Below are 18,781 nucleotides of genomic sequence, written 5' to 3' on the forward strand. Positions count from 1 at the left end.
ACTGTTTTGTATTCCACTTAGTGTCTCGTAATCGGTGTCTTGGCTCAGCAGTCGCTGTACGGTGACGGTAGAACGAAAGAGTTGATGCTGGCCTGACTGTTCTGGAGGCAGGTTTTCATGGCAATGGTAAAATCCCTGAAAAACTGCTCTGCAAGAGCCTTGGTAAAACTTTTTCTGATGACCATTCGCAGAACATGAATTTGATCAGCATCCGGGGGCAGGGAGTAAGCCGGAACAATCCACCCACACTTCCTCAGACTATCAGATATGGAGTAGGGGCTGTAGCGGGAATCCAGGAATGTGATGACGATATAAGGCATTGGGCTTTGTTCTGAAATCAGTCTTATAGCTCCAGTATTAACCAGTTTTCTTTCCAGGTTATGCTTGCTCTCCATAATGTCCTGTATGTTTGTTTTATAGCCGCTGAAACCAAGACGTAAAAACATATAGTACTGGGCATAGAGCATTGCGCTGTTGCGTGAGTAGGCAAAGCTATAGTTCTGCATGGTGTTGTTTAGAAAATTAATGTTGAACTGAAGCTTTTCAGCCGTTGTTTTGATGTCTCTAAAAATAACCGTGCCCAGGCCAGGGTAAACAAAACCATATTTGTGGTTGGATACACTGATTGAATGTACCTGTTCAAGGCGAAAATCCCATTTCAAATCCGGTTCTATAAATGGCAGAACAAAACCTCCCCCGGCAGCGTCTACATGGATGGGAATATCCTTTCCGGTTTTCTTTTTATGTTCGACCAGAAGACTATTAATGCCGTCAATGTCGTCTATATGCCCTGTATAGGTTTTCCCGGCAACTACTCCTACAGCCAGAGTGTTGGCATCAATAAGTGGCTTTACCGACTCAGGGTTTATGGTGAAGCAGGTATCTGTGATAGGAATAACCCGTAACTCTACATTGAAGAAGTCAGCAAATTTGCTCCAACAAGTGTGCACATCGGCGCCGCAGATAATATTCAGGTTGGCGCCAAGTTTGGGAGCCATTGCGTGATTTTCATGCCATCGCCACCTGTGCATTTGCAGAGCAAGAAAAATAGCTTCCGACGAACCTGCAGTGCATATCCCAGTGGGAGTGGCTGTGTCCGGGCAGTGAAACAGATGTGCCTGCATTTGTATAAGGCGATTTTCAATAATTCTGGGGTAAGGGTTACAATTGCCATCAACAACATTCTGTTTGCAGCCTTCCAGTATTAACTGATCTGCATATGCATCCATATCATGGGTGAGCAGGGAGCCAAGGTTTCTTTCTGGGGGAACCGTTTTCAGCTCGCCAACTTCATGGTGAAAGAGCTTTAGAATGCTGTCGGAGTCCATTCCGCTTGCAGGCAGGTGACATGTTGCATCATCTTCCGGAAGCTTTTGTTCCTGCACTGCTGAAGCATGAGACTTATCAATAGTGAAGGGCACGGTTCGCTCCAAACACAAAGGAATAACGAAGGGAGTTTAGTTGATGTTGCCCGGTCTTCAGCAAACTCCGTGTGCCCCAGATGATTGTGTGTGAGTTAAGCCGCTTTGTTTTTCACAGGATTTCATCGCTCTTTGGAAATCCCGTAACAGCTTCTCCGCAAGATCTCTGTTGAAGTTTTCTTTAATGACCATACGCAAAACATGGGTTTCCTGAGCGGCTGGTGGCAGAGAGTAGGCAGGTACAATCCATCCATTAAAAAGACTGGCCTGCATTTTTATCAGACGGTTTTCGATAATCTTGAGTTGGGGTATTCATCCTCATCCACAAGGTTTCGGCTGCAGCCTGCCAGCATCAGCTTATCGGCATGGGGATGGTTGGTTCTGAATGTGTGGTGGCTGTGAACAGCAGCAAAATATCTGTGAAACCCAGTGTCAGGTTACCAATGTTGGTGATGAAAAAGGGCTATGAAGTATACACCCCCGCTCTGAGGCATCATCAGCCAGACAATCAAGATATGCAGGCTTTAGGTACCGCCAGTATCCGTGATGATGTCGATGACCTGACTGCTTTGCCATAGCATGGTTCGAGTTAGACCAAAGTAGGAGCCAAGCCCACTTAACATTCTGGGGGATACTATCGTCGTATAGATGGATTGGGGAGACCAAACTAGCTTTAGGGAGCACTCTAAAAAAGCAAGGAGAATAGTCATGGAAGCCTATCCGCTATCACCTACCAGCCCTACATTTAACCAGCCAATGACATTATCAGCAGAGTCTGGCGGTACTAAGAACACCTTGAACCGTAGTGTTTCAGTTGCTGATTCATCGTCAGTAATAACCACAATTAAAAATGCGTTTATACGATTGACTCACCCACCACGAAAGTTTTTAGCAGATATGGTTGTATGCGCCCTGGATGTCGCCGGTAGATGCACCACCGCAGGTAGCATGTTAGGTTACGGCTTAACTGCCGAAGTCTGTAACTTGGCTCATGTGAAGCATGATAGTATTCCCACTGTTGTTGCCAAAACCTTAGGGAGCTTTATTGTGGGTGGAGCTGCCGGGCTAGGAGGTTCAGTTATTGCACTGCCTGCGGGTGTTGTGATGGCGACTAAAAATCTCTTATCTGGACAGACAATCAAAACAGCAGCAAAAGGTTCTGTGGAAGACGCCCGACATGTTGGCTGGATGCGCATCATTGACAACGTGGACAGGGATCAGGATAGATATAATGATTTCACGAAATTCGTGGATACACAGATGGAAATGCGTGCCCAGAGTGCTTTTAACAGCCACATTGGAGCGCCTCAGGAAGAAGCAACTTATTTTTAACCTCGCTGAACTGTATCAGTAGTGCCTGACAGTGAGAGAATAAGTACTTATATAAAAAACTTCCCCAAAAACCAGTTCTGGTAGGCCATTCTATGAGTGGCCTTTTTGCCTTGCTTCTGGCAAGTAAAGGACTAGCGCAAGGCGCGGTTTTGCTGACCCCGGCAGCTCCAGCAGGCATACTTGCCCTGCGATACAGTGTGGTTAAAATTTTTTCCGGTATCTTGAGCTGGTGGGGATTCTGGCGCAAACCAATGAAACTTTCTCCCAGTGCAGCGAATCTTGGGCTTTTTCATAAACAGCCAGATGAGGTTCGTGCCGCTCATTATCAGGGGATGGTGTTTGAATCAAGCAGAGCCGCAGCAGAAATAGCCTTCTGGTTTTTGGATGTTCACAAAAGCACAAAGGTTGAAAGTCAGCCTGATAGCCCGATAATGATCCTGGTTGGACAGGATAATCGTATAACTCCCGCTGATATCTGCCATAAGATTGCCTGCCGGTTTAACGCGAACTTTCAATTGTTGACCAGTCACGCCCATGAACTTCACTCGGAGCCAGATTGGGAGAAAATAGCCGAGCAGGCTGATATCTGGATAAACCTTGAAGTATGTAGAAACTCTTCGTCATCTGAACAAAATGAATAGCTATTCTATTGTTTATGAATCCTGAGCGCGTGATTGGTCGTATCTTTTCGTGAAGCTTAGAGAACACTAACGGAGATTCAGTATGCTAAAGCGTTTTTTGACACCATTTCTGCTTTTCACCAGTTTGTTTATGGCTCAACAGGCTATGAGTGCAGATAAAATTTATACAAGTTTTTTCAGCAACAAAGCTGTTGGTGGATACGATACAGTTGCTTACTTTGAAAAAGGCAGACCTGTAGAGGGTAAAAGCAGGTTCTCTTATGAGTGGAACGGTGCAAAATGGCTCTTTTCTTCCAAAGAAAACCTGGAGACCTTTAAAAAGGCACCGGAAGTTTACGCTCCTCAATATGGTGGTCATTGCGCCTGGGCTGTTGCAGCAAAAAAAGATTTGGTAAAAGGAGACCCTAAGTACTGGCGTATTGTTGATGGTCGGCTCTATTTGAATTACGACCAATCAGTTCAGCAACAATGGGAAAAAGATATTCCTGGCTTTATTGAGAAGGGAAATAAGAATTGGGTAAAACTGAATAAGTGATTTATTAAAAGTTAATCAGGTAGAATCAAACGGCAACCGGGATGGTTGCCGTTTTTGTATAAAGAAGTAATCCAATAAAAAAGGATGTCTTTATGTCTGCCAGATATCTGTTTCTGATTCCTTTTCTGCTAGCTGCATCATCCTATGCACAGGTGTACCGCTGGGTCGATGCTGAGGGAAATGTTCACTTTTCCGATCGTCAACCTGGGCAGAAAGTGCAAACTCAGTCTGTGAGGGTTGATGTTCAGAATAGTTACAACGGTGCAGATATTTATCAGGAGCAGAAGAAGCTATTCAAAATTTATGATGGTGACCGGGCAGCACAAAAAGCAGCTGCTGAAAAGGCTCGTAAGGAGGAACAAAGTCTAGCGAAACAGTGTGAAATTGCCCGATATCGGCTGGTTCGATCCAGGAATGCGGGATCTGTTTTTTCCGTGAATAATGATGGTGAGAGAGTTTATTACAACAATGATCAGCGCAAGCTCTATACAAAACGCTGGCAGGATTTTGTTGATAAAAAGTGCTGAATATTCATGCCCATTAATAACTCAGACTCGCATTTGCGAGCCTGGTTCATTGATCTGTTGAGTCTGATAAATCAGATATCAAACTTTTCCAGCTTTGTTTCCACAAACTCTTTTTTCAGTTTGACGAAAACAGGAACGCCATTTTTGAAGGGAGGGAAATCTTCGCCCTGAATAAGAGGCTTAAGATATTCGCGGCATTCTTCGGTGATGTGTAAGCCATCTGCGGCGATAAAATGATCAGGGATCTTCATTTCAACGTTGGCGACCATTTCCAGAGGCGCCTCACCAATGCTCCAGACGTAGGTGTCGTCGTTAGACTCTTCTCTCACGATGGTGGCCATCACGCCATTCTTGCCTTCAAGTGCAAACTCAACGGCAGCACGACCAACAGCGTAAGCCTGTTCAACATCAACAGCGGAAGCCAGGTGACGAGCAGCTCGCTGCAAGTAATCAACAACGGCCCAGTGATACTTGTAACCGAGAGAGTCTTTCACCATACGCGCCAAAATGGGGGCGGTACCGCCCAGCTGCACGTGACCGAAAGCGTCGGTTGTGCGAGATGCAGAGAGGAAAGTCCCGTCTGCGTAATGAGTGCCTTCAGAGGCAACAATTACGCAGTAACCATGCTTTTCAACAATACGCTCAACTTTGGCCAGGAAGGTTTCACGGCAAAAATCGACTTCCGGGAACAGCAACATGTGAGGTGGGTCGCTCTCTTCTTCCATTGCCAAGGCTGCCGCTGCGGTAATCCAGCCTGCGTGACGCCCCATCACTTCCATAATGAAAACCTTGGTGGAGGTTTCGTGCATGGATTCGATATCTTTGGAAGCTTCCTTAACAGAAGTGGCAACATATTTGGCTACAGAACCAAAGCCTGGGCAGGTATCGGTGGCAGGCAGGTCATTATCAACTGTTTTAGGAACACCAATACAGGTAATGGGATAACCCATTTGTTTACTGTAAAGGGAAACCTTATGGGCGGTGTCCATAGAGTCACCCCCACCGTTATAGAAGAAGTAGCCAATGTTATGGGCTTTAAATACTTCAATTAGGCGGCGATACTGGACTTCATTCGCCTCGATGCTGGACATTTTGAAACGACATGAACCAAAGGCACCACCGGGGGTATGACGCAGGGCGGCAATGGTCTCACCAGATTCCTTGCTGGTATCAATCAGTTCTTCACGCAATGCACCAAGAATACCGTTATGGCCGGCATAAACTTTGCCGATTTTGTCCGGGTGGCGACGGGCGGTTTCAAGAACACCGCAAGCAGAGGCATTAATAACGGCTGTTACACCACCAGACTGGGCGTAAAAAGCGTTTTTGACGGTCATCCCGAGCAAACTCCTGAAGATTTAGCTATTGCCGACGTAAAAAATTCCTGTAGTTATCATTCCAAACTTTGTTATTAACAGGCCGCCGGGTGGCGCCATCATACGTGAAATAGAGGGAATTGGCATGCTTGATACGGGAAGATTACAGAAAACATAAACCCGGCAATGTGGCCGGGTTTATGAGTAGTGCAGGCTCTCTGGTTTACAACATACTGCGCAGCATCCAGGCTGTCTTCTCGTGAATAACCATTCGATCAGAGATCAGCGACGCGCTGGATTCATCATCAGCATTCTGAGCTGTTTTCAATACTTCCCGGCAGGTGGTAACCACTCGCTCATGAGATTTGGTTAATATCTCCACCATACTTCTGGCTTCGGGAATATCTTCTACTTCTTCAATGGAGCTGAGTTTGGCAAAGGCTTTGTACGTTCCCGGGGCTGTGAATCCCAAGGTTCGAATACGTTCTGCTATTTCATCAACCGCTGTTGCCAGCTCTGTGTAATGTTCTTCAAACATCAGGTGCAATTCACGGAATTGTGGGCCGGTAACATTCCAGTGAAAGTTGTGGGTTTGCAGGTAGAGCGTGTAGCTTGCTCATAATATTCCCTCAACTGGCTGTTTGGTGGGGCTGATGTTGGCCCGATGAGAGAAGTATATGGGTGTGATTGTTTTAGGTTAAATGACTTAAATGTTTGAGGCTGATAGGTTTTGGCTATTGGTTGGTTTGGCTATTGGTTGGTTTGGCTATTGATTGGTTGTCTGCAGTTCTCAATCTCCCCTGCAAATGGCACTATGATGGAATTTTCAAAGCTTTGGTAACCAGGGCGGCTTAACGGGATCAGGGTGAAAGGTATCAGCAAGCATATTCATATTTTAGGAATCTGTGGCACGTTTATGGGCAGCCTGGCCTTGCTGGCCCGTGAGGCTGGCTACACCGTGACAGGTTCTGATCAAAATGTTTATCCACCCATGAGCACCCAGTTGGAAGAGCAGGGTATTAAGCTGCATGTGGGTTATGATCCTGAGCAGCTTGACCCGGCTCCGGATCTTGTGGTGGTTGGTAATGCCATGAGTCGCGGAAACCCTGCAGTGGAGTATTTGCTGGATAAAGGGCTTCCTTATACATCAGGCCCTCAGTTTTTATCAGATCATATTTTGCCTGAACGTTGGGTTCTGGCTGCTGCTGGAACGCACGGTAAAACTACAACATCCAGCATGCTGGCCTGGATTCTTGAATATGCCGGAATGGCTCCGGGATTCTTGATTGGCGGGATTCCTGGTAACTTCGGCATTTCTGCCCGTTTGGGTGATACCCCTTTCTTTGTGATCGAAGCGGATGAATACGACACAGCATTCTTCGATAAGCGTTCCAAGTTTGTTCACTACCACCCGCGTACAGCCATTCTGAACAATCTTGAGTTTGATCATGCTGATATCTTTGGCTCGCTGGCTGATATCCAGAAACAGTTTCACTATATGGTGCGTATTATTCCACCTTCAGGGCAGGTTATTGCTCTGGCAAACGACCAGAATCTTGATGAGGTTCTGGAGATGGGTTGCTGGAGTGACATTTGTCGGTTTGGTGACTCAGAAGGTTTTCGTGCCGAAGCCATAAATAGGGATTACAGCTCTTTTCGAATTATCTCTGAGGAGAAAGAGACTGGAGTCGTGAACTGGAGCCTGACAGGCGAACATAATTGCAATAATGCTTTGGCAGCTGTGCTTGCAGCTCGGCATGTTGGCGTGACTCCACAAGTTGCTTGCGAAGCCCTTGGCCAGTTTCAGGGGGTGAAGCGGCGTATGGAGCTGTTAGCTGAGTTGGAGGATGGCGTACGGGTTTATGATGACTTTGCCCATCACCCAACGGCGATAGCGATGACTCTTGAAGGGCTTCGGGCTCAGGTGGGTGAGAGCGGTATTATCAGGGCTGTGATTGAACCCCGTTCCAATACTATGAAAATGGGGATTCATAAAGGACAGCTGGCAGCGGCCACCGCCACCGCCACAGATGTTGTATGGTTTGAGTCACCAAATATGGGTTGGTCTCTGGATGAGGAGATTGCAACCAGTCCGGTTCCTGCTCAGTCTCAATCTGATATTGATGTGCTTGTTGCTCACCTTGTAGAAACTCGCAGGGCTAATGAGCATATTGTGATTATGAGTAATGGTGGTTTTGGCGGCATCCATAAGAAATTGATTGCTGCCTTGAAGGATCAAAATGAAAGCTGAGAACAATGAAACAATAACACTTGCCGTGACTGGGGCTTCTGGCGCTCAGTATGCCTGGAGGTTGCTGGAATGCTTGATTGCTGCTGATCGGAATGTGTTCTTTATGATCAGCAAGGCTGCTCAGTTGGTTTCTGCAACGGAAACCGATGTTTCCCTGCCTTCTCGCCCTCAATTGATGGAAAGCTGTCTGATCGATCGCTATCGGGCACAGGACGGTCAGATACGGGTTTTTGGTCCTGAGCAGTGGATGTCTCCTGTTGCCTCAGGCAGTGGCGCACCCAGTCGAATGGTGATCTGTCCGGCGAGTATGGGAGTTGTTTCTGCTATTGCCACGGGAGCCAGTAATAATCTCATTGAGCGTGCTGCCGATGTAGCTTTAAAGGAGCGGCGACAGTTGATACTGGTTCCCAGAGAGTCGCCATTCTCAGAAATACATCTGGAAAATATGCTCAAGCTGACTCGCATGGGAGCCGTTATCCTGCCAGCCAGCCCCGGCTTCTACCAGCAGCCGGAAAGCGTCAGCGATATGGTGGACTTTGTTGTTGCCCGAATCCTGAACCAGTTGGGCATAGAACAAGCGCTTATGCCGCGTTGGGGGGAGTAACTTTACCTGGAGCGGCACCTGCGTGAGGAACGTTTCCTATGGCCGGTAAGAAAAAGGATCAAGCCCGCAAAGCCAAACACGGCATTCTTGTTTCTCTGGAAGAGCGCCCCGGAGGAATGCTGGGAATGGTTATGGACACTGTTGAGAAGCGTGAAGGCAGTGATCCTGGCGAATGGGTTTTTCAGAAGCATTTTGTCAGCCTTGATCATCCTGCGGAATTAATGGAAAACCTGCAGTTAACGCGCAAGGAACTGGCGGATATTGGCGAGACGATGGTGATCTGGCTGTTATCTAAAGAAGGGAAGTTGAACTAGCCGGACGACTTTAAACGTCCGGCTGGCTGCAGTGTTATCGTTATGAAATCAGGGATGAGTAAGCTGGTAATAAAGTTGATCTTTTAACTTCAGGCGATGCTTCTTCAGGTTTTCCAGATGCTCATCCGAGCAGCCAGCTTCTGTTTCGTAATGGATGATTTCCTGATCTATAGCTTCGTAGCGGTTGTAGGCGGAGTGAAATTCAGGGCTGGTTTTATCGAGAGAATTCAGGCGGGCGCTAAGATCAGGGAACTCATCAGCGAGATCGTGCTTTTCTGGTATCATTGTCTGCCCCTCCCCAGTGACAGTGTTTTACAAGAACCACCCTCAGATTGGCACACCTGGGCATCGTGAATCTTGATCTGGATCAATGATGCGCAGAGAGGCGTTGTTCATGGGGCAATCAGGTCAGAGGGATAATAGCAGTTCGCAGAGGCGCTCCCCCTGCCGCTCGAGTAATATGCCCAGACCCACCCACATCTTCCGCAAGTAATACTTTCCCAGCCTCAAGGGTTGTTCTATTCCCACCATGGAGTTCTATCTCCATACACCCGGACAGAACTACAACCAGCTGTCTGCGGGGAGCATTGTGCCAGTCTTGGGTAAAGTCACTTTCTGTCTCGCAAAACACGACTTCAGTAGTGGGGAATATGGCAGCAAGATGTCCCTGTTCATCTTCCGGGGCCATTGGTAGTGGCACGACGTCTAAAACAGAATCACCATCAGCATTTGTATGTAAGCGGGTTATTTCCATCGTTGGCTTCTGATCTGTGCATACGCACAAAAGTAGATGAGAGTTGGAAATATGGCTATTACAGATGTTTTGGAGATGGAGGCACGCTGCTAGAGCGTAACCAGGTGGCCACGGCATCAAGTAATACCGCCATTGAGTACCCAGGGGGCAACCCCGCAGTGCTGGTTTCAATAGTAAATGACTTTGGCATCTCTCTTCGGAACACTGCATCCTGATAATGAGCAGAAGGTTGGCTGGAAATAACCAGCATGGAACCTGGTTTGGGAGAGTGCTCAAGCCAGTCTTTAATAGTTGTTGCTGTATGGCAGCGACCCCAGTGTCCACCCTGCCATTGCCGAGGAGAGTCGATAATCTTAACCGGCACTTTCTCCATCTCTGATGGATAAGGGTAATAGTAAAGGATAAGTCGTATCGCTTCGGTTTCGTGCAGTGGAGCATTCTCTTTGTTGAATGATTCGGGAAGTGATGATTTTTTGGGTAAGAGGGCTGCCATCACTTCAGGAAAACGGTCAATCTTTGGAGTGAGTGGTCGCTGCCCAGCCAAGACAACAAGTTGAGAAAAACGTACACCGGAGTCCCACTGCTCTGCCAGCCAGTCGAGGCGTGCCTTCATGGATGGTGCTGTTGAACCCGGCAGGATGGCGTAATCATAGGTTTTTCTTTTAGGAAACCAGGGGGATATCAAATCAAGTTCATCCAGAACGGCGATAACCTGATTTTTCTTGGTTTCGGAAAGACCAACTTCCTTCATCTGCCAGCGTTCTACATCTGGCTTTCTTCCCCAGCGTTGTATAAAACTATGACGATATTCGTCCCAGTCCTGAGTTGGCGGCATAGACAGCAGGGCCGCCAGTTTCTGCAACGGCTCAGGTATTTCGTTGGCAAATGTTTCTTCCTGAAACATAATGAACATCCCTGTCAGTATTAAGGCTTTGAACGTTAGCCTCATGTTTTTTCTGGCTCTACATGGAGAGCCAACCATACGGTTTCACAGGTTTCTTCCGTCCATTCCACCCGATGCTTTGTATGGGCAGGTACCAATACATGGGTGCCTGGGGTCATATCTACATCTTCGTTGTTTCCATCAAAAGTCAGAGTCGCATGGCCTGAGAGAAGTACGACCCACTCATCTTCTGGCTGGTCATACCATTGGCCTTCCGGGGTTCTGTGTCCGTGGGAAACGATGCGTTCAAGTCTTAGACCAGGGCGCTCAACGAGCAGTTCGAGAAATTCTTTATCAGGGTTAAATGGAGCTTCGGTAAAGAGATTGACTGGTTTCATTATCCGCTCCTGCATGTAAGCCGAAACAGAATATAGCAGTCTTAAAGGCGGATGCCGTGGGCCGCGTCCCTGGCTGAGTTTCCAGCTATCTTAGTGAATGAACTGTCCAGTTCAGGAAGAGGCCAGTCGGCTGGATAATGACGGGAAAGCTCTTCCATCAGCGCGCTGTACTCCTGAGCAGGCTTGCTCAACAAGTAGAGAAGGAAGGTATACATTCTGTCAGACATAGCTTTCTGCAGGTTTTTCAGGTCTTCCTGACTCATTGCTCCAGATGTATTCATTTTCTCGACAGGCGTATTGCGCAGGCAGTTCGCAGTGATAATCAGCGCAAGTTTTTTGACAGTGTTCTCGTCCATGGTACACCTGATGAGCTGTGACTTTGTTCTAAACCTAGTCGCTATAAAAGGGGCAGCAAGAAGCGGCGGTATATGAGTGGAAATCTTGTCGGAAAGGGTTTGTTCAGAGGTTTTCTTCCAGAAAAAACAACCGGCCCTGACGGCCGGTTGGTTGTTTTTCAGAATGTATGAGTACAGGGGATTAATTCATATTCCCGGCACGATACTGCTCGTGCAGGTTGTTGGTATACATCCAGGCAATGTTGGTCGCTGCAGATGTTCCGCCACCGAAAGCTCCACCGGCGATAGAACCGCAAGTTGCACCAATAATAATTGCGAAAGGCATGGTTGTGCCACCACTGATCGTGCCAAAAGCAATGCCTGCCAATGTTCCAATGGCGCCGCCTATAGCACTACCGGGAACACCACCACAACAGAACCCTACAAAGCCAGTCTTCAGGTAAGACAAAATAGATACAAGTTTATTAGGTTTTCTGGATTTAATGGCTGTCTGAGGAGTAGAGGACTCAGAGGTACCACCCGTGGAAACTTGAATGTTCATCTTTGTGTTTTTTACCTTTAAACCTTCTGATGCCCCTGTTTGAAGAGCTGAGTCATGCGTGTTTATGTTGGTATAGCCAACAGGGGAAAACTGTTTTTGAAGTGGTGCGGCCATAGTTAATCCTCCATGTTATGGGTAACTGGCCTCATATTCATGGGCCCGTTTGTCAGTGACAGGAGGATTCTATGTAGGGAAGGGTCGAACCTCTATTCAACCTTGTGGTGACAGACCAAGGTCGCAGATGTGCCCGGCACTTTAATCCGGCACTTTAATCCAGGGCTCTCCCATCGTTTGTTAAACGTACCCAGTCCTTGGAAAACCAGAACCAGCGACCATCCGGGCCTGGTGCCGTACAGTTAACACGGGAGCGCCCCAAAGGCAGCTGATCCGGCATTTGCACTTCCAGTTCTGTTTTCTCTTTATTCTGCCAGGCGATATCCAGCGTTTTGCCCAAGGCATAGCAGGCAACCTGGGAGGCAGACCATTCACCGGGGTGAAGATGCAGGGTCAGCGGACCGATTCGGCCATCTTGGGGAGCAATTCCTGAATCAGGCTCGATATCTGAAACAGACAAAGGCAGGCTGCGAACTTTTAATGGGAAACTTTTCATAGCGCCATAACCAGCCCCCATAGGGTAGCGGGGAAGCTTGGCGGGATTAGACAAAAGGCTTACAGCTCCAGATTGCTGCCCAAAACCCAGATAGCCATTGTTTAGAATCATTTTTTCCAGAGCTGGAGCTGTTTCTCCGAATGGCCAGGCTAACAATTTATGGTGTTGTCCTGTTTCTTCCTTGATACGCTTCTCGGCTGTTCTTAGATCCTGCTCAATACGTTTGATCCAGGCTCCCTGAGTTTCGTCAGAATTGCGCTCTACCAGATGATTGTGATGCACAGTGTGGTTGGCCAGAGTTGTGCCCTGATCGCCGATTTTCTTTAACTGCTCCCATGTCATAGTGCGACTTTGTCGCTTATCGACAGCTTTGGTATTCACAAAAATTGTGAATGGGAAGTTGTGTTTCTTCAGCAGAGGTAGCGCGTTCTTATAAATTGAGGAGTAGGCGTCATCAAAGGTAATAACAACGGTTTTATCTGGCAGCGGTTCTTTGTTGCGTAGCTTGTCGGTTACTTCTGTGAGTGGCATCACAGAGAATTCGTTCTGTTTGAGCCACTCAAGGTGTTCAGCAAACAGTGCTGGTGAAGTGCTGGTTGATGCCGGAGTAGAGTCGTCAATATGGTGGTACTGAAGTATCACTACTGCCTGAGCGCGGATGGTGAGAATTGCCATAACGAAAGCGATGGCCAGTGCTGCAAACCGTGTTTTCAAAACCTGTACCCATTGTAAAACAAAGAGCCCGGAGTTAACCCCGGGCTCGAAAGCTGTCGATACTCAAAAGCTGTCGATACTCAAAAGCTATCGATACTCAAAAGCTGTCGATACTCAAAAGCTATCGATATTCAAAAGCTATCAATGCTGTGGTTAGAACTTCTTACGAATCAAGCCTTCCTGCATGGTAGACGCGACCAGTTGCCCTTTCTGGTTGAATATCTGCCCACGAGCCAAGCCTCTGGCGCCTCCAGCTGTCGGACTGTCCATGCTGTACAGCAGCCATTCATCCATACGGAAATCACGGTGGAACCACATGGCGTGATCGATGCTGGCTACCTGCATATTTGGCTGCCAGAAGTTTACGCCATGGGGGTTGAGGGAAGTGGTGACAAAACTAAAATCAGAAGCGTAAGCCAGCAGGTATTTGTGGATACGCAGATCATTTGGCAATTTGCCATTGGCTCGCAGCCAGATGTGGCGTACAGGTTCCATCGGTTGAGGATTAAGGAAATCAGGGATTTTCACCGCCCGAAGTTCAATAGGGCGATCGCAGGTTAACTTGTCACGAACCTGCTCGGGAATCAGGTGTGCAATGCTCTTGACCCTGTCCAACTCAGATTCCAACTCTTCCGGCGGAGTGACCTGCGGCATATCCGGGTGCTGGTGGTCGAAGCCTTCTTCTTGCTCCTGAAAAGAAAGGGCAACATTAAAAATAGGTTTACCATTCTGAATAGCAACGACTCTTCGGGTGGAAAAGCTTTTTCCGTCCCGGGATTTATCCACTTCATACACTATCGGTTTATGGGCATTGCCGGGTCGCAGAAAGTAACAATGGAAGGAGTGCAGTCCGCGATCTTCCTCAACGGTTTGTTTGGCTGCAGACAACGCCTGTCCAATAACCTGTCCACCAAAAACATTGCCAAAACCCAGATCTTGACTCTGGCCACGGAAAATAGTCTCTTCGATTTGCTCCAGCTGCAAAAGGCTTAACAGTTCATCCAGTACTTTACTCATATGTCCCCTCGCTCAAGTGTCCCCTTGATATTTATTATTCGCCCGGTGTCATTCTTGTGACTTTACCCGGGCATACCAGACTTCGGGTTCTATCAGCTGGCCTTCATCATCCAGCTGGGGGTAATCAAGTTGTCTGTCGTCGCAATACCGTGCCAGCTCCGGATATCCCCATTGAAACAGAGAGTGTGTGTATTCGCTGGTAGATATACGGCTGACGTTGTAAAGACCAGCTTCCTGACGTTGTCGTTGGGCTTCCATCAAAATAATGGCTGCGGCAACAGACACATTGAATGATTGAACCATCCCCTGCATGGGGATAATAACATGCTCGTCTGCCAGTTCAGCAGCAGCTTGGCTCACGCCGCGTTTTTCTGACCCCAGAAGCAGGGCACAGGGTTGGGTGTAATCCAGTTCGTGATAAGGGCAGGCATGACCGGAAAAGTGCGCGGCAACAATTTTAAAGCCTTTTTCTTTCAGAGTTTTACCGGCCGCGATGGTGTTCTCGTGCTGCTCAACATTAACCCAGCGACTGCTGCCCATGGAGCGCCCACGCAGCTGACGGTTACGAATATCTGGGTTACACAAATGAACCTGTTGTATCCCCACAGCATCACAGGTGCGGATAATAGCGGCCAGGTTGTGGGGTTTATGAACCTCATCTGCCAGTACCGTGAGGTCAGGTTGGCGGCGGGCGAGAGTTTCGCGCAGTTTCTGAAAACGTTCCGGTGTCATGGGCAGATATTTTGGGGAAACACCGGATTTTAGAGCTGATGATATGTGCTGACAATACTCTGGTTTAGTTCCGTGGGCCGCGGTTCAGGGCATTATTAATCATGAAGTCGACCACATCTAACATAGACAGCCCAGCATGTTCGGCAGCATCAGGCAGCATACTTGTGGGTGTCATACCGGGCATAGAATTGGTTTCCAGAAATACCGGGTCACCCTCTTGTGGGACAATAAAATCTGTCCGGCTGATATCGAGTAGTCCCAGTTCTTTATGAACCCTTACAGCCCATTCCTGGCAATAACGATACTGATCTTCAGGAATAGGAGCTGGCAAAAGATGTTCGCTGAGCCCAGGCGTATATTTGTGGTCGTAGTCAAACCAGCCATTTCCCGCCGTACGAACTTCCAGAACAGGCAGAGCTTCTGGCGTTGGACGATCCAGGACTGAGACAGTGATTTCCCGGCCATCAATAAGCTCTTCCACCAGAGCGTATTCTTCAACATCAAAGGACTCTTTAAGCGCCGATACCAGTTCGTCACGGTTACTGGCTGCGTTAATGGCGATAGTTGAACCCTGCGAGCGGGGTTTCACCACAACTGGGAGGCCAAGCGATCGGATGGTTTTGTCAGCTGCTTTTTCTATTCCGGAGCTCTTGTGCAGAAGGCGGCTTCGGGCGAGATTGATGCCCAGTGGAGCCAATAGCTGTTTTGTGAAATATTTATCCATAGCTACGGAGCTGGATTTCACGCCAGAGCCAATGTAAGGAATGCCCATAATATCCAGCAGCCCCTGAATGGTTCCATCTTCGCCAAAAGGGCCGTGAAGGAGAGGGAAAACAACATCAGGCTTGAGTCTGTCGAGCTCTTTTGCCACGTGGCAGTCAAGTTCCAGCACGTGAAGGTGGTCATACTGACGGGCCATCAACCCCTGAATCCGACCGGCAGAAAGGCGGGAAACCGCAGCTTCGGGGGAGGGGCCACCGCACAGAATAACAATTACCGGCTGATTCTCGGACATCTAAACTATCCCGACTTGGTTTGCAAACCGCAGAAATATAGACTGTCGTACCCTGTCAGCAAATTTCCCGATATTTATGCACCCAGATTATCGCCCTCAGTCAGACCGCACCCCTGTTCATATAGGCTATGCCCTGATGGCCGTCAGTGTATTTACCGCTTTCCCTATGCTGATTGCGATTATCGTGTCCTGGATGAATCGCAGGAAGGCTATTGATCCGCTTTTGATTGCCCATTACGACTGGCAGATTCGAACTTTCTGGGTAAATTTCATCGTTGGCATCATCGGCGTGATTCTGCTTTGGGTTTTGGTGGGTTACTTTGTTTTGCTGCTAAACCAGTTGTGGCTGGTTTACCGAGTTGCCGCCGGTTGGTATTTTCTGGCCAATGATCGTATGCCTTGAACAGGCGAATATCCTTCCTTGATATGCTGTAAAGAAGGCTGACATTGATGGGTATACATTTTTTGAAAAAGTGTATACCATCGAAATCGGGTCAATTTAAGGCCTTCAAATTAACAACAAGAACCACAATAAAACGTTTGGCACGCAGGGTGGCAAAACGAATAAATAAAAGTGGTCTGGCAGCTGGATAATAATAATGGAATACGATCTGGACTTCTCCGCCCGGAAGTTGGACAACACTCCTGGTGTTGTGCAAGCCGGACAATGGCGTGTCGAATATCAGGCCTATTCACTCCCGGAAAACAGAAATAAAACACCTATCGTGTTTTTGTCCGGTGCATTCCAGAACTTTCGCAGCTTCCGTTTTGAAGTTGCAGCCATGCTCGAACATTTCCCCATCATTCTTGTCGACCTGCCATCTCAGGGTAATAACCTTCAGCTTGCCCCAGAGCTTAATATTGCCGACTTAGCCGACCTTGTGCAGGTATTTCTGGATCAGATTGATGTTCCCAAGATAAGCCTTATTGGTGTTTCCTACGGTTCCCTGGTTGCCAGCATGTTTGCTCTCAGGCATCCGTCGCGTATTCATCGTCTTCTGTTAAGTGGTACAACCGCGAAAGGGCGACCTGCTTTGCGGTTGATGCTGGAAGAGTCTTTCCATCTTTGTGAAAGCGGGCGTATGGAAGATTTCGCCCATGGTGCGGTATCAACCATGATCAATGGTTATCACATTGATCGCACAGGCATGGGTGGCGTTCACCGCAAGCTTTTGTTGCGTCAGGTTTTGCGTCTCAGTGAAGCTGAGCGCGAAAGGTTCTTGCAAAATACGCAACGATTACTGGATTTTGAAGGGTTTGAGGAGTATCCCTCTTGCCCAACTCTGGTTGCAACAGGTGAGCTTGACCATTTCACCATGCCCCATGAAAACGCCAGTTTTGCTTTAAACTGTGCTCAGGCAACATTTGCTCTGATTAAAGATGCTGACCACATGAGTATCTTTGCCCGCCGGGAGGGAACGTGCGCACTGTTCCTCGCCTTTGCCAGGGGGAATGTTCTGAGAACTTGTGATGATTATCGAATTTATGACCGTGGGGGAGCTATGACTCTTGAGCGGCGTATCAGTCCGCGACTTGTCCCTATCCGCAACAGCGCCTGTGTTATTAAAACGGAATCAGGGGAAGGGCTTACCTGTCGTATTGAAGATATTAATTATTTCGGTGGTCGTTTATCGCTGGATAAACGTAGTGTGGAAACACTGCCAACTCGAAACCTGCAGCTGCACGTAGAATCGATTAACCTCTCACTGCCTATTCATGTGCTGGAGCAGAATGACGAAGAGATACGCTGCCAGTTTATTCATATGGATTTAAATAAGGCTGAGAAATTCCGTAATTATCTGATTGATAACAGCTACTTTATCAATCAGGACTCCATTCCTCAGTTTATTGTTCCAGAGGAAGAGTTAGTGGAAGCTGTCTGATTGCTTCCGCCAACGTATTCCTTTTCAATTAAGCTGTACACTCGACAATACGAACAGCACTCGCTGTTTTTAGCTTTGGCATATTCAATAGCTGGTAGTAATCGGAAGGGTTGCTGACCACTGCCTTGTGAAAACCGCACTCCTCGAATCCACTTTTCATGCTTTCATCACTGTTATAGTGAAGTGGATAATCTCCCTGAGTGAGTAGAGCAACAACCTTTTTCGCTCTCTTCATCCATTTGTAGTGGGGATGATTGTGAAGGTCTGGATAGACTTCAGTGACATAGTAGCCAGCGGGGAAAGATTTCAACTGTTCGGCCATACGCTGCCATACATCGCTGATAACTGGCAGATCAAAGTAGTTCACCAACCCTTCGGTAATAATCAAAACAGGGCGATTTATATCAAGATTACCTAAAAGGTGTTCAAGGCTGTCGCTGCCTTTTGAGTTCAGAATATTACAGGTTTGAACGACGTGATTGTTGTTTAAAAGGCCAAGTCGTTGAAGCAGGTTCTGTTTTTTTGCAGCCATATCAGGAAGATCCGCTTCGACATAGCTCAGGCCAGCATAGTTAGAAGACATGATTCTTGCCCCACGAGGAGATAGGCCGCAGGCAATTTCAACGATTTGCAGGTCAGGGTGCTTTTCAATCAAAGCGGCTACTTTATGATCAATAACCTTATGTCGTTCCAGCAGGAAGGTTTCAATATCAGCGCCGGTCAGCAGCTTAATAAAACTGTTAATAGGTTTCAGTAACCAGTAACCAGTTTGCCCGAGACGGGAATAAAGCGCTGGCAAGGAGAGCCCGTTACGATACCAGACATGACCTGTATACAGGGCGCTGATGCTGATGCGGGATGTATCGGTACTGGTGCTGAGTTCGCCAGGAACCTGAGGGGTCGATGACATAGTTGTCCTTTTATAGCAGGATTTTTT

The 18,781-nt window shown here is 47.7% G+C and carries 23 protein-coding genes and 1 pseudogene; 10 read left to right on the forward strand and 14 right to left on the reverse strand.

All coding sequences use genetic code 11. The features are described from left to right. Positions 1 to 44 precede the first annotated feature (44 nt). Positions 45 to 1,421 (reverse strand): glutamate decarboxylase, encoded by a 1,377-nt coding sequence (locus QMA35_RS00075; protein ID WP_281645079.1) that lies wholly within the window; start codon positions 1,419 to 1,421, stop codon positions 45 to 47. Positions 1,422 to 1,792: 371 nt separating this feature from the next. Between QMA35_RS00075 and QMA35_RS00080 the strand changes: the two genes are divergently transcribed. From QMA35_RS00080 to QMA35_RS00100, 5 genes and pseudogenes are all read left to right on the forward strand, one after another. Further along, positions 1,793 to 1,999 (forward strand): hypothetical protein, encoded by a 207-nt coding sequence (locus tag QMA35_RS00080; protein WP_281645080.1) that lies wholly within the window; start codon positions 1,793 to 1,795, stop codon positions 1,997 to 1,999. Positions 2,000 to 2,129: 130 nt separating this feature from the next. Continuing rightward, positions 2,130 to 2,753 (forward strand): hypothetical protein, encoded by a 624-nt coding sequence (locus tag QMA35_RS00085; RefSeq protein ID WP_281645081.1) that lies wholly within the window; start codon positions 2,130 to 2,132, stop codon positions 2,751 to 2,753. Between the two features lie 71 nt (positions 2,754 to 2,824). Next, positions 2,825 to 3,394 (forward strand): annotated as a pseudogene (locus tag QMA35_RS00090) (alpha/beta hydrolase); the annotation flags it as partial. Positions 3,395 to 3,524: 130 nt separating this feature from the next. Then, complete coding sequence (locus QMA35_RS00095) at positions 3,525 to 3,929, forward strand: YHS domain-containing (seleno)protein (RefSeq protein WP_281645082.1); 405 nt, start codon at positions 3,525 to 3,527, stop codon at positions 3,927 to 3,929. A 92-nt stretch (positions 3,930 to 4,021) separates the two neighbouring features. Next, on the forward strand, positions 4,022 to 4,456 hold the full coding sequence (locus tag QMA35_RS00100) for a DUF4124 domain-containing protein (protein WP_281645083.1): 435 nt from the start codon (positions 4,022 to 4,024) through the stop codon (positions 4,454 to 4,456). 71 nt (positions 4,457 to 4,527) lie between these two features. On the opposite strand, the gene QMA35_RS00105 is transcribed toward QMA35_RS00100, so the two are convergent. Together QMA35_RS00105 and QMA35_RS00110 are read right to left on the reverse strand one after the other, a co-directional pair. Beyond that, positions 4,528 to 5,793: a 6-phosphofructokinase gene (locus tag QMA35_RS00105; protein WP_281645084.1), complete on the reverse strand. Its 1,266-nt coding sequence runs from the start codon at positions 5,791 to 5,793 to the stop codon at positions 4,528 to 4,530. Between the two features lie 202 nt (positions 5,794 to 5,995). Next, positions 5,996 to 6,370, reverse strand: coding sequence for a DNA starvation/stationary phase protection protein (locus QMA35_RS00110; protein ID WP_281645174.1), 375 nt, complete (start codon positions 6,368 to 6,370; stop codon positions 5,996 to 5,998). Positions 6,371 to 6,646: 276 nt separating this feature from the next. Here QMA35_RS00110 and mpl point away from each other — a divergent pair, with 276 nt between their 5' ends. Genes mpl through QMA35_RS00125 form a run of 3 tightly spaced genes read left to right on the forward strand, consistent with a single transcriptional unit; the run spans position 6,647 to position 8,941 of the window. Next, on the forward strand, positions 6,647 to 8,023 hold the full coding sequence (gene mpl, locus QMA35_RS00115; RefSeq protein ID WP_348650917.1) for a UDP-N-acetylmuramate:L-alanyl-gamma-D-glutamyl-meso-diaminopimelate ligase: 1,377 nt from the start codon (positions 6,647 to 6,649) through the stop codon (positions 8,021 to 8,023). Further along, on the forward strand, positions 8,013 to 8,627 hold the full coding sequence (locus QMA35_RS00120) for a flavin prenyltransferase UbiX (RefSeq protein ID WP_281645086.1): 615 nt from the start codon (positions 8,013 to 8,015) through the stop codon (positions 8,625 to 8,627). Before mpl ends, QMA35_RS00120 begins: the two co-directional genes overlap by 11 nt. A 38-nt stretch (positions 8,628 to 8,665) precedes the next feature. Beyond that, a complete protein-coding gene (locus QMA35_RS00125; protein WP_281645087.1) occupies positions 8,666 to 8,941 on the forward strand; it encodes a hypothetical protein in 276 nt (91 codons plus the stop codon). A gap of 48 nt (positions 8,942 to 8,989) precedes the next feature. Here QMA35_RS00125 and QMA35_RS00130 read toward each other — a convergent pair whose 3' ends face one another. The 10 genes from QMA35_RS00130 to QMA35_RS00175 all read right to left on the reverse strand — a co-directional run bounded on the left by QMA35_RS00130 (position 8,990) and on the right by QMA35_RS00175 (position 15,961). Further along, positions 8,990 to 9,226 (reverse strand): YdcH family protein, encoded by a 237-nt coding sequence (locus QMA35_RS00130; protein WP_281645088.1) that lies wholly within the window; start codon positions 9,224 to 9,226, stop codon positions 8,990 to 8,992. A 118-nt stretch (positions 9,227 to 9,344) separates the two neighbouring features. Continuing rightward, positions 9,345 to 9,695, reverse strand: a complete 351-nt coding sequence (locus QMA35_RS00135; RefSeq protein WP_281645089.1) for a hypothetical protein — start codon at positions 9,693 to 9,695, stop codon at positions 9,345 to 9,347. A gap of 58 nt (positions 9,696 to 9,753) precedes the next feature. After that, entirely contained in the window at positions 9,754 to 10,599 is an 846-nt protein-coding gene (locus QMA35_RS00140; RefSeq protein WP_281645090.1) for a hypothetical protein, read from the reverse strand. Positions 10,600 to 10,640: 41 nt separating this feature from the next. Beyond that, the gene (locus QMA35_RS00145) at positions 10,641 to 10,976 is read right to left on the reverse strand and encodes a cupin domain-containing protein (RefSeq protein WP_281645091.1); all 336 of its coding nucleotides are present in this window, start codon (positions 10,974 to 10,976) and stop codon (positions 10,641 to 10,643) included. A gap of 41 nt (positions 10,977 to 11,017) precedes the next feature. Next, a complete protein-coding gene (locus QMA35_RS00150) occupies positions 11,018 to 11,332 on the reverse strand; it encodes a hypothetical protein (protein WP_281645092.1) in 315 nt (104 codons plus the stop codon). Between the two features lie 181 nt (positions 11,333 to 11,513). After that, the gene (locus QMA35_RS00155; RefSeq protein WP_281645093.1) at positions 11,514 to 11,987 is read right to left on the reverse strand and encodes a hypothetical protein; all 474 of its coding nucleotides are present in this window, start codon (positions 11,985 to 11,987) and stop codon (positions 11,514 to 11,516) included. A gap of 154 nt (positions 11,988 to 12,141) precedes the next feature. Beyond that, positions 12,142 to 13,197, reverse strand: a complete 1,056-nt coding sequence (locus tag QMA35_RS00160; RefSeq protein WP_281645094.1) for a polysaccharide deacetylase family protein — start codon at positions 13,195 to 13,197, stop codon at positions 12,142 to 12,144. 153 nt (positions 13,198 to 13,350) lie between these two features. Beyond that, positions 13,351 to 14,214, reverse strand: a complete 864-nt coding sequence (gene tesB / locus QMA35_RS00165; RefSeq protein WP_281645095.1) for an acyl-CoA thioesterase II — start codon at positions 14,212 to 14,214, stop codon at positions 13,351 to 13,353. 48 nt (positions 14,215 to 14,262) lie between these two features. Next, positions 14,263 to 14,946: a tRNA (guanosine(18)-2'-O)-methyltransferase TrmH gene (trmH, locus tag QMA35_RS00170; protein ID WP_281645096.1), complete on the reverse strand. Its 684-nt coding sequence runs from the start codon at positions 14,944 to 14,946 to the stop codon at positions 14,263 to 14,265. A gap of 64 nt (positions 14,947 to 15,010) precedes the next feature. Beyond that, positions 15,011 to 15,961, reverse strand: coding sequence for a D-alanine--D-alanine ligase (locus QMA35_RS00175; protein ID WP_281645097.1), 951 nt, complete (start codon positions 15,959 to 15,961; stop codon positions 15,011 to 15,013). A 136-nt stretch (positions 15,962 to 16,097) separates the two neighbouring features. On the opposite strand from QMA35_RS00175, the gene QMA35_RS00180 reads away from it, so the two are divergent. Both QMA35_RS00180 and QMA35_RS00185 read left to right on the forward strand, forming a co-directional pair. Beyond that, complete coding sequence (locus QMA35_RS00180) at positions 16,098 to 16,364, forward strand: hypothetical protein (protein WP_281645098.1); 267 nt, start codon at positions 16,098 to 16,100, stop codon at positions 16,362 to 16,364. 196 nt (positions 16,365 to 16,560) lie between these two features. Beyond that, positions 16,561 to 17,844, forward strand: coding sequence for an alpha/beta hydrolase (locus QMA35_RS00185; RefSeq protein ID WP_281645099.1), 1,284 nt, complete (start codon positions 16,561 to 16,563; stop codon positions 17,842 to 17,844). Positions 17,845 to 17,872: 28 nt separating this feature from the next. Here QMA35_RS00185 and QMA35_RS00190 read toward each other — a convergent pair whose 3' ends face one another. Then, positions 17,873 to 18,754 carry a class I SAM-dependent methyltransferase gene (locus tag QMA35_RS00190; RefSeq protein ID WP_281645100.1) on the reverse strand — a complete coding sequence of 294 codons (882 nt, stop codon included), beginning with the start codon at positions 18,752 to 18,754 and terminating at the stop codon, positions 17,873 to 17,875. Between the last annotated feature and the right edge of the window lie 27 nt (positions 18,755 to 18,781).

Source organism: Parendozoicomonas sp. Alg238-R29 (genome assembly GCF_947331445.1).
Classification (GTDB): domain Bacteria; phylum Pseudomonadota; class Gammaproteobacteria; order Pseudomonadales; family Endozoicomonadaceae; genus Sansalvadorimonas.

Excerpts from the sequence above, each read along its gene's own strand:
- QMA35_RS00080 (WP_281645080.1), top strand. The coding sequence starts at position 1,793 with ATGGTTGGTTCTGAATGTGTGGTGGCTGTGAACAGCAGCAAAATATCT.
- QMA35_RS00085 (WP_281645081.1), top strand. The coding sequence starts at position 2,130 with ATGGAAGCCTATCCGCTATCACCTACCAGCCCTACATTTAACCAGCCA.
- QMA35_RS00095 (WP_281645082.1), top strand. The coding sequence starts at position 3,525 with ATGGCTCAACAGGCTATGAGTGCAGATAAAATTTATACAAGTTTTTTC.
- QMA35_RS00100 (WP_281645083.1), top strand. The coding sequence starts at position 4,022 with ATGTCTGCCAGATATCTGTTTCTGATTCCTTTTCTGCTAGCTGCATCA.
- QMA35_RS00105 (WP_281645084.1), bottom strand. The coding sequence starts at position 5,793 with ATGACCGTCAAAAACGCTTTTTACGCCCAGTCTGGTGGTGTAACAGCC.
- QMA35_RS00120 (WP_281645086.1), top strand. The coding sequence starts at position 8,013 with ATGAAAGCTGAGAACAATGAAACAATAACACTTGCCGTGACTGGGGCT.
- QMA35_RS00125 (WP_281645087.1), top strand. The coding sequence starts at position 8,666 with ATGGCCGGTAAGAAAAAGGATCAAGCCCGCAAAGCCAAACACGGCATT.
- QMA35_RS00130 (WP_281645088.1), bottom strand. The coding sequence starts at position 9,226 with ATGATACCAGAAAAGCACGATCTCGCTGATGAGTTCCCTGATCTTAGC.
- QMA35_RS00135 (WP_281645089.1), bottom strand. The coding sequence starts at position 9,695 with ATGGAAATAACCCGCTTACATACAAATGCTGATGGTGATTCTGTTTTA.
- QMA35_RS00140 (WP_281645090.1), bottom strand. The coding sequence starts at position 10,599 with ATGTTTCAGGAAGAAACATTTGCCAACGAAATACCTGAGCCGTTGCAG.
- QMA35_RS00145 (WP_281645091.1), bottom strand. The coding sequence starts at position 10,976 with ATGAAACCAGTCAATCTCTTTACCGAAGCTCCATTTAACCCTGATAAA.
- QMA35_RS00150 (WP_281645092.1), bottom strand. The coding sequence starts at position 11,332 with ATGGACGAGAACACTGTCAAAAAACTTGCGCTGATTATCACTGCGAAC.
- QMA35_RS00155 (WP_281645093.1), bottom strand. The coding sequence starts at position 11,987 with ATGGCCGCACCACTTCAAAAACAGTTTTCCCCTGTTGGCTATACCAAC.
- tesB (WP_281645095.1), bottom strand. The coding sequence starts at position 14,214 with ATGAGTAAAGTACTGGATGAACTGTTAAGCCTTTTGCAGCTGGAGCAA.
- trmH (WP_281645096.1), bottom strand. The coding sequence starts at position 14,946 with ATGACACCGGAACGTTTTCAGAAACTGCGCGAAACTCTCGCCCGCCGC.
- QMA35_RS00175 (WP_281645097.1), bottom strand. The coding sequence starts at position 15,961 with ATGTCCGAGAATCAGCCGGTAATTGTTATTCTGTGCGGTGGCCCCTCC.
- QMA35_RS00180 (WP_281645098.1), top strand. The coding sequence starts at position 16,098 with ATGGCCGTCAGTGTATTTACCGCTTTCCCTATGCTGATTGCGATTATC.
- QMA35_RS00185 (WP_281645099.1), top strand. The coding sequence starts at position 16,561 with ATGGAATACGATCTGGACTTCTCCGCCCGGAAGTTGGACAACACTCCT.
- QMA35_RS00190 (WP_281645100.1), bottom strand. The coding sequence starts at position 18,754 with ATGTCATCGACCCCTCAGGTTCCTGGCGAACTCAGCACCAGTACCGAT.